Source organism: Bradyrhizobium cedriense, from assembly GCF_054602315.1.
In genome coordinates this window covers 843,768-858,629 of the sequence record NZ_JBTSWB010000002.1, presented here as the reverse complement: position 1 = coordinate 858,629, position 14,862 = coordinate 843,768, and the positions used below count along the sequence as shown (strand labels likewise).

The following is a 14,862-nucleotide window of genomic DNA, read 5'->3' as shown; positions in this document are numbered from 1 at the left end:
TACTCGATAGCTTGCCGTGTCAGTGGTGCATCTTCTTTGCGCGGGCCGGCGGCAGCAGCACCGTATCGATGACGTGGATGACGCCATTCGACGCCTGGATGTCCGGCTGGACGACATGGGCGTCGTTGACGCGGACCCCGAAGCGTCCGTCGACGCTGATGGGCTGCCCCTGAACAGTTGCCACCTGCAGCGACTTGCCGGCGACGTCGGCAGCATTTACGCGGCCCGGAATGACGTGATACTTCAGGACCGCCGCGAGCTTTGCCTTGTTCTTCAACAGCGATTCGACCGTGCCGGGCGGCAGCTTGGCAAAGGCCGCGTCGTTGGGCGCAAACACCGTGAACGGGCCCTTGCCCTTGAGCGTCTTCACCAGACCGGCGGCTTTCACGGCCGTCACCAGCGTGGTGAACGACCCCGCGGAAACGGCGGTGTCGACGATGTCCGCAGCGCGCGCCACGGATGGACCAAGCAGGGCAGCGACCATGGCCGCTCCGGCCACGAACGAACGAATTGCGGGCGTCATCAGATTCTCCAAAATGTGATTCAATCCATGTCGACGCGATGGATGCACCCGACATGGCGCATCCATCGTGCGATCAGTTACGATCGACCTGAATGAAACGAAGCCTCGCGACCGATGGATCACCGCCCTGTTCAAAGATCCGCCAGCTCGCATGAGCGAATCGTGGTTCAGCGAAACCGAAGAAGCCCTCGTTGGTCGTGAAACCTTGGCGGCAGCAGGGATTGGTCCGCTGCGAAGCCGAGACATGGAGAGCCATGACACGTATGAAACTCGTGAGCGCGGCTGCACTGATCGACTGTCGGCGCCGCGGCTGGCAATGAGCGGCGGTCAGTTGAACGCGCGGCGGCCAATGCGTTCGCACCGGCGTTGGCACCACACCAACACCTACGGCCAGCCCCAGTCACGGATATAACGAGCCTGGCAGGGGCGCATCGGCCTACTCGCCACACGAGTGCCGATACCCATTCCCCGAAAAGGCAGAGCAGCGCGGCCGCTGTTTGCGTAGAATGAACACCGATCAGGGCCAGGGAATTCGGATGCCGCGCAATCCGGCGATCTCAGCAACCCCCGGCGTCAGGCATCGCAGCCATGCCGCCCCAGCAGCCCGCTCTGCTCACCCCAAATCCGCCGTGGACCGGACTTCAGTATCCGTGCCAAAAGGCCCCGCAGGGCGAGGTGTGCTTAACCAAGCCTCTCACAACGTCGATTTTGAAATAATGGTCGGAGTGGCAGGATTCGAACCTGCGACCCCTGCGTCCCGAACGCAGTGCTCTACCGGGCTGAGCCACACTCCGACAAGAAGGCGGCTTATAGCGTCGGGTTTGACGCACCGCAAGCGGCCGAGATGAGGAATTTTGTCCCTGTGAAAACGGGTGTTGAGACGCTGATTTTACCGGCCGGCGCGGCCGGCGCGGAAGCCGCCGCCCGGACCCTGGCCGCCGGCGGGCTGGTCGCGTTTCCGACCGAGACGGTCTACGGGCTCGGCGCCGACGCCGCCAATGCCACCGCGATCGCCCATCTCTACGCCGCCAAGGGGCGGCCGGCGTTTAATCCGTTGATCGCCCATGTCGCGGACCTCAAGGCCGCGCGGCGGATCGGGCGCTTCGACGCGCGCGCTCTGGACCTCGCAGAGGCGTTCTGGCCGGGGCCGCTGACGCTGGTCGTGCCGAAGACGGAGGGCTGCCCGGTGGCGGATCTCGCCACCGCCGGCCTCGACACCGTGGCGATCCGCATCCCCGCCCATCCGGTGGCGCAGGCGATTCTGCGCGCCTTCGGCGGCGCCGTGGTGGCGCCGTCCGCCAACATCTCCGGCCACGTCTCGCCGACGCTCGCCGCCCATGTCGAGGGCGACCTTGCCGGGCGGATCGACCTGATCGTCGACGGCGGACCTGTTTCGGTCGGCGTGGAATCGACCATCGTCGGCTGCCTTGACGCGCCGATACTGCTTCGTCCCGGGGGGCTGTCACGCGAGCGGATCGAGGCGGTGCTCGGCATGGCCCTGGCCCGGCCGCCCGCGGAGGCCGAAAGCGACGATAGCCAGCCGCTGGCCCCGGGCATGCTGGCCTCGCATTACGCGCCGCGCGCCCATGTGCGGCTCAATGCGCGTGACGTCGCACCGGGCGAAGCGTTGCTCGCGTTCGGCCCGGCCCGCCTGCCCGGCCTTGACGCCGCCGCCGCCGTCATGAATTTGTCCCCCACCGGCGATCTCGATGAAGCCGCCGCCAACCTGTTCGGCCATCTGCGCGCCCTCGATGCGAAGAGCCCGCGGGCGATCGCGGTGATGACGGTGCCCGAACAAGGCCTGGGCGAAGCGATCAATGACCGGCTGCGCCGGGCTGCGGTTGCCCGATAAGAAGCTTGAGAAGAGACACCAGAATGAACGTCAACACATCCGCGCCCGCTCCGCTTGCGCTCGAGCTTATCGAGCAATTCCGCAAGATCGTCGGCGACCGCCACGCCATCACCGATGCGACCGACATCGAGCCTTACGTCACCGAGGAGCGCAACCTGTTCCACGGCCGCTCGCCGCTGGTGCTGCGCCCGGGCTCGACCGCGGAGGTCTCGGAAATCTGCAAGCTCGCCTCCGCGCACAGAATCGCGCTGGTGCCGCAGGGCGGCAATACCGGGCTCGTCGGCGGGCAGACGCCGCACAATGGCGAGGTGGTGGTGTCGCTGCGCCGGCTCGACAAGATCCGCGAGGTCGACACCGCCTCCAACACCATGACCTGCGAGGCCGGCGTAGTGCTGCAGATCGCGCAAGCGAAGGCGGCGGAGGTGGACCGGCTGTTTCCGCTGTCGCTCGGCGCCGAGGGCAGCTGCACCATCGGCGGCAATCTCTCGACCAATGCCGGCGGCACCGCCGCGCTCGCCTATGGCGTCGCACGCGAGATGGCGCTGGGGCTCGAGGTGGTGCTGGCCGACGGGCGCGTGCTCAATTTGCTGTCGAAGCTGAAGAAGGACAACACCGGCTACAATCTGCACAATCTCTTCATCGGCGCCGAAGGCACGCTCGGCATCATCACGGCGGCGACGCTGAAGCTGTTTCCGAGGCCGCGGGCGATCGAGACGGCCTTCGTGGGGCTGAAATCGCCGGCGGCGGCGCTCGAGCTGCTGACGATCGCGCAAGGCGAAGCCGCCAATGCGCTGACGAGCTTCGAGCTGCTGTCGGAGATGGCGGTGGATTTCTCGGTGCGGCACGGCATCGACGTGCGCGATCCGCTTCAAGCGAAGCATCCCTGGTACGTGCTGATGGAATTGTCCTCGCCCGGCGAGGATGCCCGCACGCCGCTGGAGACGATCCTCGCCCGCGCCATGGAGGAGGAGATCGTCGACGACGCGGTGATCGCGGCCAACCTCACCCAGCGCGCCGGCTTCTGGAAGCTGCGCGACGAGATGTCGGCGGCGCAGAAGCCTGAGGGCGGCTCGATCAAGCACGACATCTCCGTGCCCGTCGCGGCCGTGCCCGCCTTCATCGCCGAGGCCGACGCCGCCGTGGTGAAGCTGATCCCCGGCGCGCGGCCGGTGCCGTTCGGCCATCTCGGCGACGGCAATCTGCATTACAATGTCAGCCAGCCGATCGGGGCCGACACCGCCGACTATCTGGCGCGCTGGCACGATGTGAACGCGGTGGTGTTCGAGATCGTGCTGCGCATGGGCGGCTCGATCTCGGCCGAGCACGGCATCGGCGTGCTCAAGCGCGACGAACTGCCGGAGGTGAAGGACAAGACCGCGATCGAGCTGATGCGCTCAATCAAGGCGATGCTCGATCCGCACGGCATCATGAATCCGGGGAAGGTGCTGTGAGCGTGCCCCCTGCTCCGCTCGAAATCAGCGCGATCGCGGACACCGACGTCGAGATGGTCGTCGCGCTCTGGCAGCGCTGCGGCCTGACGCGGCCCTGGAACGATCCGCATGCCGACATTGCCCTGGCGCGGCGGCGCGACAATTCCACGGTGCTGGTCGGCCGCGACAACGCTGCGATCGTCGCCACGATCATGGTCGGCCATGACGGCCATCGGGGCTGGGTCTACTACGTCGCGGTCGATCCTGACTGCCAGAAGCGCGGCCATGGCCGTCTCATCATGGCGGCCGCGGAGGACTGGCTGCGCGCGGCCGGAATTCCAAAACTGCAGCTCCTGGTCCGCCGCGAGAACCTGCAGGCCAATGCGTTCTACGACTCGCTGGGCTTCGAGCTATCCACTTCCGTGATGTTCCAGAAGTGGCTCGACGGCCGCACCACCACGCCAAGCAATTGAGATCGAGCCATGACCATTTCCGATCGCGTCCGCATCAAGGACGTTCGCCTGCTCTCGGACAATTGGACGCCGCTGAAGAACACGACCCTCGAATACCGGCGCGCCAATGGCGAGTGGCAGACCCAGCACCGCGAGACCTATGAGCGCGACAATGCCGCAGCCGTGCTGCCCTACAATCGCGCACGGCGCACCGTGATCCTGGTGCGCCAGTTCCGCCTGCCGGCGTTCATTCGCGGCCACGACGATCTCCTGATCGAGGCAGCCGCCGGCGTGCTGGACAATGCCGAGCCCGAGGCGCGCATCCGCGCCGAGGCCGAGGAGGAAACCGGCTATCGCCTGCACGACGTGCACAAGGTGTTCGAGGCCTTCATGAGCCCGGGCGCGATCACCGAGAAGCTGCATTTCTTCGTCGCCGAGTACGAGCCCGAGATGCGCGTCAGCGACGGCGGCGGCCTCGAACATGAGGGCGAGGACATCGAGGTGCTGGAGCTGTCCATCGACGAGGCGCTGGCGATGATCGCCGACGGCCGCATCATCGACGCCAAGGCGATCATGCTGCTGCAATACGCGGCGCTGCATCTGTTCAGGTAGGTGAATCTATCCGCGCGTACGGTGCGAATCCTTCTCCCCTTGTGGGAGAAGGTGGCATAGGCGGCCTTCGGCCGCCGTTCTTAAGAACGCCGAAGCGAAGCTTCGGCTGTGGCGCCGGATGAGGGGTTCTCTCCACTTGAGAGACCGCTCGCGAGGATAGAGACCCCTCACCCGGCTTCGCTATCGCGAAGCCACCCTCTCCCACAAGGGGAGAGGGTTGGCACCGTCCGTGCCGCTCCATTCTCATCTGCAATTCTGACCTGCGTCCTCCCTCCCCCCGTTGAGCATGGCGAAAACTATCTCTAGTCTGGCCCCAACCAAGAACCAGGAGACGCGCCCCATGACCGCTCCGCGCGACGACGAATTCGGCTTTGCGCCCGACTACGACTCCCCCGTCCCCTACATGCAACGCACCCGCGACTATTACGCGGCGATCGGCTACACCACGCCGTATCGCTGGGCGCACTACACCGAGGCGCCGTTCCAGCCGCTGAAGAAGCCGCTGTCGCAGGCGCGCGTCACCATCATCACGACGGCTGCGCCTTACGATCCGGCCAAGGGGGACCAGGGGCCGGGCGCGGCGTATAATGGCAGCGCGAAATTCTACGAGGTCTATGACGGCGACACGTCGAAAGAGCACGACCTCCGCATCTCCCACATCGGCTACGACCGCAAGCACACCAGCGCCACCGACAGCGGCACCTGGTTTCCGCTGCAGCAGCTCTTGAAGGCCAGCGCCGCCGGGCGCATCGGCGAGGTCGCTCCGCGCTTCTTCGGCGCGCCGACCAACCGCAGCCATCGTGTCACGCTCGACACCGACGCGCCTGAGATCCTGGCGCGCTGCCGCACTGATGCGGTCGATGTCGCCGTGCTGGTGCCGAACTGCCCGGTCTGCCACCAGACCACGGCGCTGGTGGCGCGGCATCTGGAGCGCAACGGGATTCCGACCGTGATCATGGGCTGCGCCAAGGACATCATCGAGCACGCGGCCGTGCCGCGCCTTTTGTTCAGCGACTTCCCGCTCGGCAATTCCGCCGGCAGACCGCACGACGTCGCCTCGCAGGCGCAGACGCTGGAGCTGGCGCTGCGGCTGCTGGAGACTGCAAGCGGTCCGCAGACGACGATGCAGTCGCCGCTGCGCTGGAGCGAGGATGCCTCCTGGAAGCTCGACTACAACAACGTCGCGCAGCTGAGCCCTGAAGAGTTGGCGCGGCGTCGCGCCGAATTCGACAAGCAGAAGGAGATCGCGCGCGGCAACCGCGCCGCCTGACGTCCTCCGGCAACGATAGCAAAGCGGGGAGAGCGACGTGACGCGACCGTTCGAGGGCGTGAAGATCCTGGACTTCACGCAAGTGCTGGCCGGCCCTTATGCGAGCTACCAGCTCGCGCTCCTGGGCGCGGACGTCATCAAGGTCGAGCGGCGCGAGGGCGAGGACATGCGCCGCACGCCGCTTTCCCGCGAATGGGCCGAGCGCGGACTGGCACCGGCCTTCCAGGCCGTCAACGGCAACAAGCGCAGCCTGACGCTGGATTTGCAGAAGCCGGAGGCGATCGCGATCGTGAAGAAGCTGGCCGCGCAGGTCGACGTGGTCATGGAGAACTTCCGCCCCGGCGTGATGGACAAGCTCGGCATCGGCTATGAGGCGCTGTCGGCGATCAATCCCAAGCTGATCTATTGCGCGGTGTCCGGCTTCGGCCAGACCGGCCCGGACCGCCTGCGGCCTGGCTATGACGGCAAGATGCAGGCGCTGTCGGGCATCATGGCGATCACCGGCCACCCCGAAACGGGACCGACGCGCGCCGGATTTGCGGTGTGCGACGTGCTCTCGGGGGCGACGGCCGCATTCGGCGTGTCGAGCGCGCTGTATCAGCGTGACCGCACCGGCAAGGGCCAGCTCATCGACGTCTCCATGCTGGAGGCAACGCTGGCATTTCTCTCCGGGCAGATCGCGGACTGGTCGGTTGCCGGCCATCGCCAGCAGCTCTCGGGCAATCAGGCGGTCAGCCGTAGGACCACGGCGAATTTGTTCAAATGCGGCGACGGCCACATCCTGCTCGCCGTCAACAACGAGAAGCAGTACCGCGCGCTGATGTCGGCGCTCGGCCGCGAGGACACGCTCGCCGACCCGCGCTTTGCCGACTGGTTCGCGCGCAACGAGAACGAACCGGCGCTGCGTGCCATCATCGAGGAAGCGCTCGCGGCCAGACCGGCGCGCGAATGGGAGACGATTTTGGAAAACGCCGGCGCGCCCTGCGCCAGCATCTGGAAGGTCGAGGAGGTCATCGACCATCCGCAGGTGAAGGCGCGCGGGGCGATCCAGGAGCTGGACACGCCTTACGGCCCCTTGCGCTTCGCCGGCAGCGGCTTCAAGCTCGCCCATGGCGGCGGAAAGCTGGACCGGATGGCGCCCGAGCTGGGGGCCGATACGGATGCCGTGCTGGGCGAGCTGGGGTTCGGTGCGGCGGAGATCGCTGCGCTGCGGGCGCAGGAGATAGTGTAGAGCGCCTCGCACTCGGCTTTCCTCCCGGGGCGCGCGCAGCGCAGATCCGCGACGACAGCGGAGTAAGAGGCACCAGCTTTCTAAAATAACGATCCCTGTCCGTCATCGGCGGACGTGTTCGCCGCCTTGCGCGCCACCTTCTTCGGCTTCGCCGCCTCCGCCTCCATTTCCTCCGCGCTGATCGGCAGCACGAGCTGCTCGTCGTCATTGGCAACGCGGTTGACGCGGGTGGAGACGGGGTGCCAGGCGAATTCGCCGATGCGCGGTGCGGTCATCAGCGGCAGGATCTCGTCGATTTCGTCGCCGCGGCAGTCGAGCCAGCGCTCGAAATCGCGCGGGCTGATGGTGACGGGAACGCGGTCATGCAGCGCGGCGAGGTCCTCGCCTGCCGCCGCGGTGACGATCGCGACCGTGTCGAGCTCCTCGCCGTTCGGCCCGACCCATGTCTCGAACACCGCAGCGAAACCAAGGGGCTCGCCATCGGCGCGATGGATGAAGAAGGGCTGCTTGCGGCCGTCCTCCGCCTTCCATTCGTAGTAGCCGTCGGCCGGGATCAGGCCTCGGCGCCGGCGTATGGCTCTCTTGAAGGCGGGCTTCTCCAGAACCGTCTCCGAACGCGCGTTGATCAGGAGCGTGAAGCCGCGGGGATCCTTGACCCAGCCCGGCAAGAGACCCCAGCGCATCAGGCGGAAATGCCGCGCGCCGCTCTCGACCAACACGACCGGAATCGGTTGCGTCGGAGCGACATTGTACCTGGGCGGGAAATTCGGCTGCTCGACATAGCCGAACAGTTGCCGCAAAGCCGCGGGGGCAGAAGTTATGACGAAGCGTCCACACATGCTTGGGGGTCTATATAGGGTCCGTTCAGGTCCTTTTAACCCCGAACGTTAACACTGCGGCCGATGAGCTCAACGGCCTCCCAACCCGCGCGGACGCATGTACAGACGGGCCCCGAGGCCGCCGCCTGGGCCGAGCGGCTGCGCGTCGCCAACATCAACCCGCGCACCGGGCTTGCCACCGACTATCTCAACCATTTCAATGAAGCCGTGATGCTGCTGGAAATGGTCCCGGACATGCCGGAATGCGCCGAAGACTTCCTGACCTGGACGCCGCTGTCGTATGCCGAGCATTTCACGGCATCGAACTTCAAGGCGCGGGATCTGGCGATCGAGGCCTATGAGAAGGCCGATCCCACCGTGCGCGCCCAGTTCGACCACATCACCGACACCATGACCTCGATCCTCACCGCGGTCGGCTCGGCCATGCGCGAGGTCGAGAAGGACACCACCCGCGTCCGCCTCGCCGAGCAGGCCACGGCATGGGTCAAGCCGCTGATCGCGGCCTGCGGCGGCATCATCAATGGCGGGGCGGAAGCCGACGTCGACACCATCATGGCGAATTAGGCCTTGGCTTCGCCCGTCCAGCCGTCCCATCCCCAGCTCGCGGTCTCCGCCGCCATCTTCCGCGACGGCCAAGTGCTGCTGGTCCGCCGCGCCCGCTCTCCCGCCAAGGGGTTCTATTCGCTTCCGGGCGGCCGGGTCGAATTCGGCGAATCGCTGCACGAGGCCCTGGCGCGCGAGGTCGACGAGGAGACCGGGCTCGGCATCGAGATCGTCGGCCTTGCCGGCTGGCGCGAGGTGCTGCCGGCCGCAGCCGGCGCCGGCCACTACCTGATCATGTCCTTTGCCGCCCGCTGGCTGGCCAAGGAGCCGACCCTGAACGACGAGCTCGACGATTACCGCTGGATCGCTCCCGATGCTCTGGCGAACCTCGGCGACCTCAAGCTGACCGGGGGACTGGAAGAGGTGATCCAGTCCGCGGCGCGCCTGATCGGACACTGACGCGCTGCCTTGCGTCCCTAGCCTCGACGGGGCATACACCCGCCGATGTCCACACGATTTCTGGCCATTTTTGCCCTGATTCTCGCCTGCGTCCTCGTGCCCGCCCGGGCCCAGGACGCGGCGGCGCCGTTTGACGGCGATTTGCAGCGGCTGGCGGAAATCCTCGGCGGGCTGCACTACCTGCGCGGCATCTGCGGGGCCAACGAGGGCAACAAATGGCGCAACGAGATGCAGGCGCTGATTGATGCCGAAACCCCCTCGGGGGAGCGCCGCACCCGCATGATTGCCGGATTCAACCGCGGCTATAACGGCTTTCAGCAGACCTACCGCAGCTGCACGCCGGCCGCGACGGTGGCGATCCGCCGCTATATCGAGGAAGGCTCGAAGATCTCGCGCGATCTCACGGCACGTTACGCGAACTGAGCTCTCTCCCCGTCATTCCGGGCTCGCGCTACGCGCGCCCCAGAATGACGAGAGAGGATCGACGCGGCGGCGCGGCTTGACCCCTGTCATCGACTTTGTGCACAGCCGTTAACCGTTCTTAAAGATGTGGCCTAGCGGTCGTTAACGCTCGTGCTACACCTCTCGCACAGCGCATCGCCGTGGATCGCGCCCCAGCCCTGATCGAGTTTCATGAGCCAGCCGATTTCCTACGCCCCCGCCCGCGCGCCGCTGCCCGATCACGAGCAGAAACAGGCTGCCCTGAGCTATCTCAACGAGGCCTGGGCCGAGGCGCGCCATGACGGCGTCGACGGCGATTGCTTGGCCCAGGCAAGCCTGTTTGCGGCGTTGGCCGAGCTGGTCGGCACCTATGGCGAGGACGCGGTGGCGAAGTTCGTCGAGGGCTTTCCTGGCCGCATCCGCAACGGCGAGTTCTCGGTCGGCATCTCCAGGCAGTAAGCCTGTCGAAAATGACCCCGCCACGCGGCGGGGCCAGTCGACGGATGAATGACTCTGCGAAGAGGTCGCGAAGTCTGCCCCGATTATCGCACGGAAGTCGTTCCTTGCGGACAAGCATTAGTCTCGCGATGAGCGGGAGATGTTCCCGGCAGTATCGGGAATGCGCGCCTCAATCCGTCTCGATCGGCAGCGCCGGATCCCTCGCCCATTCGCCCATCGAGGCATCGTAGAGCGTCAGCTTGTCGAAGCCGAGCTGCGTCAGCAGCAACAGGTCGATCGTTGCCGAGATGCCGCCGCCGCAATAGAGAATCACATTCTTGTCGCGCGTGACGCCTTGGGCCGCGAACCTGGCTTCCGCATCCGCAGGATTCGTCAGCGTCTTGTCGGCGTTCACGAGCGTTGCGGCTGACACGTTGACGCTGCCGGGAATGCGGCCCGGCCGGCCATAGCGGCTCGGCTCGAGACCGCGGTGAAACTGCGGCCCGAGTGCGTTGACGATGACCGTCGCGGGGTCACCGATCCGCGCCAGCACGGCTTCCTTGTCGACGAAGAAGTCCCCGCGCAGCGTCGCCTTGAAGATGGTCGCTGGATAGCCCTTCGGCGCGCCTGTCTCCACCGGCCGTCCCTCCGCCTTCCATTTGTCGAAACCGCCATCGAGCACGAGCGCATCGACGCCGAGCGAGCGCAGCATCCACCAGAACCGCGTCGCCCACATCATCGTGCCGATGCTGTAGAGCACGATGGTCCTGGATGCGTCGGCGCCGTGGCGGCCGAAGGCGGTCTCCAATTGGGCCACACCAGGCATCATGAAGAATTGTTGCGCGGAAGCGTCGGAGAACTCGCCTTGCAGGTCGAGGAAATCGGCGCCGGGAATGTGGCCGGCGGCGAAGGTCTTGTCGCCTGGCACCGCGCGATAAGGCACGTCGCTACCGGGTGGCACGGGCTCGTTGTACGTCGTGCAGTCGTACAGGCGGAGGTTGGGATCGCCGAGCATGGCGGCGAGTTGTTCGGTGGTGATGAGGGGTGTCGGCTGGGACATTCACTGCACTCCCATTCGAGCGGAATTGTAGCTCCCTCCCCTCGTCATTGCGAGCATAGCGAAGCAATCCAGACTGCCACCGCGGAGGGATTCTGGATTGCTTCGCTGCGCTCGCAATGACGGGTGGGGAAACACCGTCCGTCTCCCGACACCAATTCCCTACTGCTTCAGCGTCTCCAGAAACCGCACCGGCTCGCCTTGCGAGGCCGTCACCAGTTCGCCCTGCCACATCACGCGGCGGCCGCGGATGAAGGTGCCGACGGGCCAACCCGTCACGCGCATGCCGTCATAGGGAGTCCAGCCGGCTTTGGAGGCCACCCATTTGTTGGTGATGGTCTCGCTGCGCTTCAGATCGACGATGGTGAAGTCCGCGTCATAGCCGGCGGCGATGCGGCCCTTGCAGGCCATGTTGTAGAGGCGTGCGGGGCCGGCGCTGGTGAGATCGACGAAGCGCGCCAGAGAGAGCCGACCCGCGTTGACGTGATCGAGCATGATCGGCACCAGCGTCTGCACGCCGGTCATGCCGGAGGGCGAGGCCGGGTAGGTCTTCTGCTTCTCCTCGAGCGTATGCGGAGCATGGTCGGAGCCGAGCACGTCGATGATGCCCTGCTCGATGCCGCGCCAGATGCCGGCGCGGTGATCGGCGCCGCGCACCGGCGGGTTCATCTGGGCCAGCGTTCCGAGCCGCTCGTAGCATTCGGGCGCGACCAGCGTGAGATGGTGCGGCGTCGCTTCGCAGGACGCGACGTCCTTGTGGTCGCGCAGGAACTCGATCTCCTCCTTGGTCGAGATGTGCAGCACGTGGATGCGCTTGCCGGTCTCGTGCGCGAGCTTGACCAGCCGCTGCGTCGCCATCAGCGCGGCGGTCTCGTCACGCCAGACCGGATGCGAGCGCGCATCGCCCTCGATGCGTTGCGGTTTGCGCTCGTTGAGGCGATATTCGTCCTCGGCATGGAAAGCGGCGCGGCGGCCGATGACCTGGAAGATGCGGCGCAGGCTTTCGTCGTCCTCCACCAGGAGCGCGCCGGTCGAGGAGCCGATGAACACCTTGACGCCGGCGCAGCCGGGTGCACGTTCGAGCACCGGCAGGTCCTGCACGTTCTCGCGGGTGCCGCCGATGAAGAAGGCGAAGTCGCAATGCATGCGGTGATGGGCCCGCTTCACCTTGTCGGTGAATTCGGCCTCCGTCACCGTCAGCGGCGCCGTGTTCGGCATTTCGAACACCGCGGTGACGCCGCCCATCACCGCGCTGCGCGAGCCGGTCTCGAGGTCTTCCTTGTGCGTCAGCCCGGGCTCGCGGAAATGCACCTGCGTATCCATCACGCCGGGCAGGATGTGCAGGCCCTTGCAGTCGATCACCTCCGCGGCGCTGCCTTGCAGCGGGCCGAGCTCGGCGATGCGGCCGCCCGCGATGCCGATATCGCGAACACCCTCGCCGTCCTGGTTGACCACGGTGCCGCCCTTGAGGATCACATCGAAACGCTGGCTCATGGCTGAAGGCCTCTCTCATCCCCAAGCGCGGGGCTTGAGGTCTTGTCGTTTATGCGTTGCGGGCTTACGTTCCGGAGCAACATGTCGCAAGAGATTTTCGCATGAGATCGGCGTTTCTTCCCGACCGGGGTGTGGTCAAGGTCGCAGGCGAGGATGCGCGCAATTTCCTCAACGGCCTCATCACGACCGACGTCGACAGGCTGAAACCGGGCCTGGGACGATTCGGCGCGCTGCTCACGCCGCAAGGCAAGATCATCGTGGATTTCCTGATCACGGAAGCGCCCGCGGGTCACGGCGGCGGGTTCCTGATCGATTGCCCAAAAGCTCTGGCGGACACCCTCGCCACCAAGCTGAAATTCTACAAGCTGCGCGCCAAGGTCACGGTGGACAACCTGTCCGGCGATCTCGGCGTGCTCGCGGCCTGGGACGGCCAGCCCGGGGCCCAGCCGGACCTCGCCTTCGCCGACCCGCGCAATGACGCGCTCGGCTACCGCATCCTGATCCCGGAAGATCTCAAGCAGAAGCTGTCCGACCTCATCGGCGCCGAGTTGGTCGAAGCGGCCGAATACGAGACGCACCGTATCGCGCTCGGCGTGCCCCGTGGCGGGCTCGATTTCATGTACAGCGATGCCTTCCCGCACGAGTCCAACATGGATCGTCTCGCCGGCGTCGATTTCGACAAGGGGTGCTATGTCGGCCAGGAGGTCGTCTCTCGCATGCAGCATCGCGGCACGGCACGCACCCGCAGCGTCAAAGTGTTGCTCGACGGGCCCTCGCCCGAGATCGGGGCCACAATTCTCGCCGGCGACAAACACGTCGGAACCATCGGCTCGACCGCGGGCGGCAAGGGCATTGCCCTCGTGCGCATCGACCGTGTTGCCGACGCGCTCGACGCGGGCCAGCCGCTCACCGCTGGGGGGCTGGCTTTGACGCTCGCTGAACCAGACGCCGTTCGCATTCCAGCCAAGCAGCCCATCGCATGAGCCGTGCCGCCCGCCTGCATCCCGACGGCCTGAAACGGTGTCCCTGGCCTGGCGAAGATCCGCTTTACGTCGCCTATCACGACACCGAATGGGGCGTGCCGGAATATGACGACCGCGCGCTCTACGAGAAGCTGATGCTCGACGGCTTCCAGGCCGGCCTGTCCTGGATCACGATCCTGCGCAAGCGCGACAATTTCCGCAAAGCCTTCGACGATTTCAAGCCGGAGAAGATCGCGCGCTACAACGCGAAGAAGGTCCATGCGCTGATGAATGATGCCGGCATCGTGCGCAACAAGGCCAAGATCGATGGCGCGATCCTGAGCGCGAAATCCTATCTCGACATCATGGAGAAGGGCCCGGGCTTCTCGAAGCTGCTGTGGGACTTCATGGACGGAAGGCCGCTGGTCAACCAGTTCAAGACCACCGCGAGCGTGCCCGCCTCGACGCCGCTGTCGGTGCAGATCTCCAGGGAGCTGTCCTCGCGCGGCTTCAAGTTCGTCGGCCCGACCATCGTCTACGCCTTCATGCAGGCGACCGGCATGGTCAACGACCATCTCGTCGACTGCCACTGCCACGCAAGCTGCGGCAAGACGCAACGCAAGCCGCGCCTCAAGGCCAGATGACGACGAAGAAGACCGCGCGCGATGCGCCGTCCCGCGCCTGGCAGCGCATGCTGTCGGGCCGCCGGCTCGACCTGCTCGATCCCTCCCCGCTCGACATCGAGATCGCCGACATCGCGCACGGCCTCGCCCGCGTCGCGCGCTGGAACGGGCAGACCGTCGGCGCGCATATCTTTTCGGTCGCGCAGCACACGCTGCTGGTGGAAACCGTGCTGCGGCACGAGATGCCGCGAGCCGACCAGCGCTTGCGGCTCGCAGCCCTGCTGCACGATGCGCCGGAATATGTGATCGGCGACATGATCTCGCCGTTCAAGGCCGTGCTCGATGGCCACTACAAGGCGGTCGAGAAACGCCTGCTCGGCGCCATCCATATCCGTTTCGGCTTGCCGCCGGTGCTGCCGGAGGAGATCACGGCGGCGATCAAGGCCGCCGATCGCGGCGCGGCTTACCTCGAGGCGACCGAACTCGCCGGTTTTGAGATGAGCGAGGCGAAGCGCCTGTTCGGAAAGGATCCCGGCCTGTCCGACAGCGTCCGGCGCGACTATCTGACGCCATGGACCGCGGCGCGGGCGGAGAAGCAGTTTCTGGAGCGGTTTGGCGCGCTGTTTGCGTAGCATC

General features: G+C 66.1%; 17 protein-coding genes and 1 tRNA gene. 13 read left to right on the top strand and 5 right to left on the bottom strand.

The genetic code is table 11. The features are described 5' to 3' along the window. Positions 1–19: 19 nt before the first annotated feature. Positions 20–484, bottom strand: a complete 465-nt coding sequence (locus tag ACYCVF_RS10245) for a fasciclin domain-containing protein (protein ID WP_459602743.1) — start codon at positions 482–484, stop codon at positions 20–22. Between the two features lie 756 nt (positions 485–1,240). After that, positions 1,241–1,317: transfer RNA gene (locus ACYCVF_RS10240), tRNA-Pro, on the bottom strand. A 50-nt stretch (positions 1,318–1,367) separates the two neighbouring features. Here ACYCVF_RS10240 and ACYCVF_RS10235 point away from each other — a divergent pair. The 6 genes from ACYCVF_RS10235 to ACYCVF_RS10210 all read left to right on the top strand — a co-directional run bounded on the left by ACYCVF_RS10235 (position 1,368) and on the right by ACYCVF_RS10210 (position 7,370). Further along, positions 1,368–2,375, top strand: coding sequence for an L-threonylcarbamoyladenylate synthase (locus ACYCVF_RS10235; RefSeq protein WP_459602198.1), 1,008 nt, complete (start codon positions 1,368–1,370; stop codon positions 2,373–2,375). A 23-nt stretch (positions 2,376–2,398) separates the two neighbouring features. Continuing rightward, positions 2,399–3,826 carry an FAD-binding oxidoreductase gene (locus ACYCVF_RS10230; protein ID WP_459602196.1) on the top strand — a complete coding sequence of 476 codons (1,428 nt, stop codon included), beginning with the start codon at positions 2,399–2,401 and terminating at the stop codon, positions 3,824–3,826. Further along, positions 3,823–4,278 (top strand): GNAT family acetyltransferase, encoded by a 456-nt coding sequence (locus ACYCVF_RS10225; RefSeq protein WP_459602194.1) that lies wholly within the window; start codon positions 3,823–3,825, stop codon positions 4,276–4,278. The genes ACYCVF_RS10230 and ACYCVF_RS10225 overlap by 4 nt, the downstream gene beginning before the upstream one ends. 9 nt (positions 4,279–4,287) lie before the next feature. Further along, a complete protein-coding gene (locus ACYCVF_RS10220) occupies positions 4,288–4,869 on the top strand; it encodes an NUDIX domain-containing protein (RefSeq protein WP_459602192.1) in 582 nt (193 codons plus the stop codon). Between the two features lie 340 nt (positions 4,870–5,209). Beyond that, a complete protein-coding gene (locus ACYCVF_RS10215) occupies positions 5,210–6,139 on the top strand; it encodes a glycine/sarcosine/betaine reductase selenoprotein B family protein (protein WP_459602190.1) in 930 nt (309 codons plus the stop codon). 37 nt (positions 6,140–6,176) lie between these two features. Then, entirely contained in the window at positions 6,177–7,370 is a 1,194-nt protein-coding gene (locus tag ACYCVF_RS10210; protein WP_459602188.1) for a CaiB/BaiF CoA transferase family protein, read from the top strand. An 80-nt stretch (positions 7,371–7,450) separates the two neighbouring features. Here the strand turns inward: ACYCVF_RS10210 and ACYCVF_RS10205 are convergent, their stop codons facing one another. After that, complete coding sequence (locus ACYCVF_RS10205) at positions 7,451–8,209, bottom strand: SOS response-associated peptidase (protein ID WP_459602186.1); 759 nt, start codon at positions 8,207–8,209, stop codon at positions 7,451–7,453. A 63-nt stretch (positions 8,210–8,272) separates the two neighbouring features. Between ACYCVF_RS10205 and ACYCVF_RS10200 the strand changes: the two genes are divergently transcribed. The 4 genes from ACYCVF_RS10200 to ACYCVF_RS10185 all read left to right on the top strand — a co-directional run bounded on the left by ACYCVF_RS10200 (position 8,273) and on the right by ACYCVF_RS10185 (position 10,111). Continuing rightward, positions 8,273–8,773, top strand: a complete 501-nt coding sequence (locus ACYCVF_RS10200) for a hypothetical protein (RefSeq protein WP_459602184.1) — start codon at positions 8,273–8,275, stop codon at positions 8,771–8,773. Between the two features lie 3 nt (positions 8,774–8,776). Beyond that, the gene (locus ACYCVF_RS10195; protein WP_459602182.1) at positions 8,777–9,211 is read left to right on the top strand and encodes an NUDIX hydrolase; all 435 of its coding nucleotides are present in this window, start codon (positions 8,777–8,779) and stop codon (positions 9,209–9,211) included. Between the two features lie 45 nt (positions 9,212–9,256). Further along, a complete protein-coding gene (locus ACYCVF_RS10190; protein ID WP_459602180.1) occupies positions 9,257–9,634 on the top strand; it encodes a TIGR02301 family protein in 378 nt (125 codons plus the stop codon). A gap of 210 nt (positions 9,635–9,844) precedes the next feature. Then, entirely contained in the window at positions 9,845–10,111 is a 267-nt protein-coding gene (locus tag ACYCVF_RS10185; protein WP_025034564.1) for a hypothetical protein, read from the top strand. 169 nt (positions 10,112–10,280) lie between these two features. Here ACYCVF_RS10185 and ACYCVF_RS10180 read toward each other — a convergent pair whose 3' ends face one another. Both ACYCVF_RS10180 and ACYCVF_RS10175 read right to left on the bottom strand, forming a co-directional pair. Then, entirely contained in the window at positions 10,281–11,150 is an 870-nt protein-coding gene (locus ACYCVF_RS10180) for a sulfurtransferase (RefSeq protein WP_459602177.1), read from the bottom strand. A gap of 159 nt (positions 11,151–11,309) precedes the next feature. Next, positions 11,310–12,641 (bottom strand): dihydroorotase, encoded by a 1,332-nt coding sequence (locus ACYCVF_RS10175; protein ID WP_459602175.1) that lies wholly within the window; start codon positions 12,639–12,641, stop codon positions 11,310–11,312. A gap of 101 nt (positions 12,642–12,742) precedes the next feature. Between ACYCVF_RS10175 and ygfZ the strand changes: the two genes are divergently transcribed. The 3 genes from ygfZ to ACYCVF_RS10160 are packed head-to-tail and all read left to right on the top strand — an operon-like array spanning position 12,743 to position 14,858. Next, a complete protein-coding gene (ygfZ, locus tag ACYCVF_RS10170) occupies positions 12,743–13,624 on the top strand; it encodes a CAF17-like 4Fe-4S cluster assembly/insertion protein YgfZ (RefSeq protein ID WP_459602173.1) in 882 nt (293 codons plus the stop codon). Continuing rightward, the gene (locus tag ACYCVF_RS10165) at positions 13,621–14,247 is read left to right on the top strand and encodes a DNA-3-methyladenine glycosylase I (protein WP_459602171.1); all 627 of its coding nucleotides are present in this window, start codon (positions 13,621–13,623) and stop codon (positions 14,245–14,247) included. The genes ygfZ and ACYCVF_RS10165 overlap by 4 nt, the downstream gene beginning before the upstream one ends. Beyond that, entirely contained in the window at positions 14,244–14,858 is a 615-nt protein-coding gene (locus ACYCVF_RS10160) for a YfbR-like 5'-deoxynucleotidase (RefSeq protein WP_459602169.1), read from the top strand. Before ACYCVF_RS10165 ends, ACYCVF_RS10160 begins: the two co-directional genes overlap by 4 nt. The last annotated feature ends 4 nt before the right edge of the window (positions 14,859–14,862 follow it).

What these genes read in the sequence shown, in the direction of transcription:
- ACYCVF_RS10230 (WP_459602196.1), top strand. Translation starts at nt 2,399, where the DNA reads ATGAACGTCAACACATCCGCGCCCGCTCCGCTTGCGCTCGAGCTTATC.
- ACYCVF_RS10165 (WP_459602171.1), top strand. Translation starts at nt 13,621, where the DNA reads ATGAGCCGTGCCGCCCGCCTGCATCCCGACGGCCTGAAACGGTGTCCC.
- ACYCVF_RS10190 (WP_459602180.1), top strand. Translation starts at nt 9,257, where the DNA reads ATGTCCACACGATTTCTGGCCATTTTTGCCCTGATTCTCGCCTGCGTC.
- ACYCVF_RS10235 (WP_459602198.1), top strand. Translation starts at nt 1,368, where the DNA reads ATGAGGAATTTTGTCCCTGTGAAAACGGGTGTTGAGACGCTGATTTTA.
- ygfZ (WP_459602173.1), top strand. Translation starts at nt 12,743, where the DNA reads ATGAGATCGGCGTTTCTTCCCGACCGGGGTGTGGTCAAGGTCGCAGGC.
- ACYCVF_RS10200 (WP_459602184.1), top strand. Translation starts at nt 8,273, where the DNA reads ATGAGCTCAACGGCCTCCCAACCCGCGCGGACGCATGTACAGACGGGC.
- ACYCVF_RS10215 (WP_459602190.1), top strand. Translation starts at nt 5,210, where the DNA reads ATGACCGCTCCGCGCGACGACGAATTCGGCTTTGCGCCCGACTACGAC.
- ACYCVF_RS10180 (WP_459602177.1), bottom strand. Translation starts at nt 11,150, where the DNA reads ATGTCCCAGCCGACACCCCTCATCACCACCGAACAACTCGCCGCCATG.
- ACYCVF_RS10175 (WP_459602175.1), bottom strand. Translation starts at nt 12,641, where the DNA reads ATGAGCCAGCGTTTCGATGTGATCCTCAAGGGCGGCACCGTGGTCAAC.
- ACYCVF_RS10245 (WP_459602743.1), bottom strand. Translation starts at nt 484, where the DNA reads ATGGTCGCTGCCCTGCTTGGTCCATCCGTGGCGCGCGCTGCGGACATC.
- ACYCVF_RS10185 (WP_025034564.1), top strand. Translation starts at nt 9,845, where the DNA reads ATGAGCCAGCCGATTTCCTACGCCCCCGCCCGCGCGCCGCTGCCCGAT.
- ACYCVF_RS10220 (WP_459602192.1), top strand. Translation starts at nt 4,288, where the DNA reads ATGACCATTTCCGATCGCGTCCGCATCAAGGACGTTCGCCTGCTCTCG.
- ACYCVF_RS10205 (WP_459602186.1), bottom strand. Translation starts at nt 8,209, where the DNA reads ATGTGTGGACGCTTCGTCATAACTTCTGCCCCCGCGGCTTTGCGGCAA.
- ACYCVF_RS10160 (WP_459602169.1), top strand. Translation starts at nt 14,244, where the DNA reads ATGACGACGAAGAAGACCGCGCGCGATGCGCCGTCCCGCGCCTGGCAG.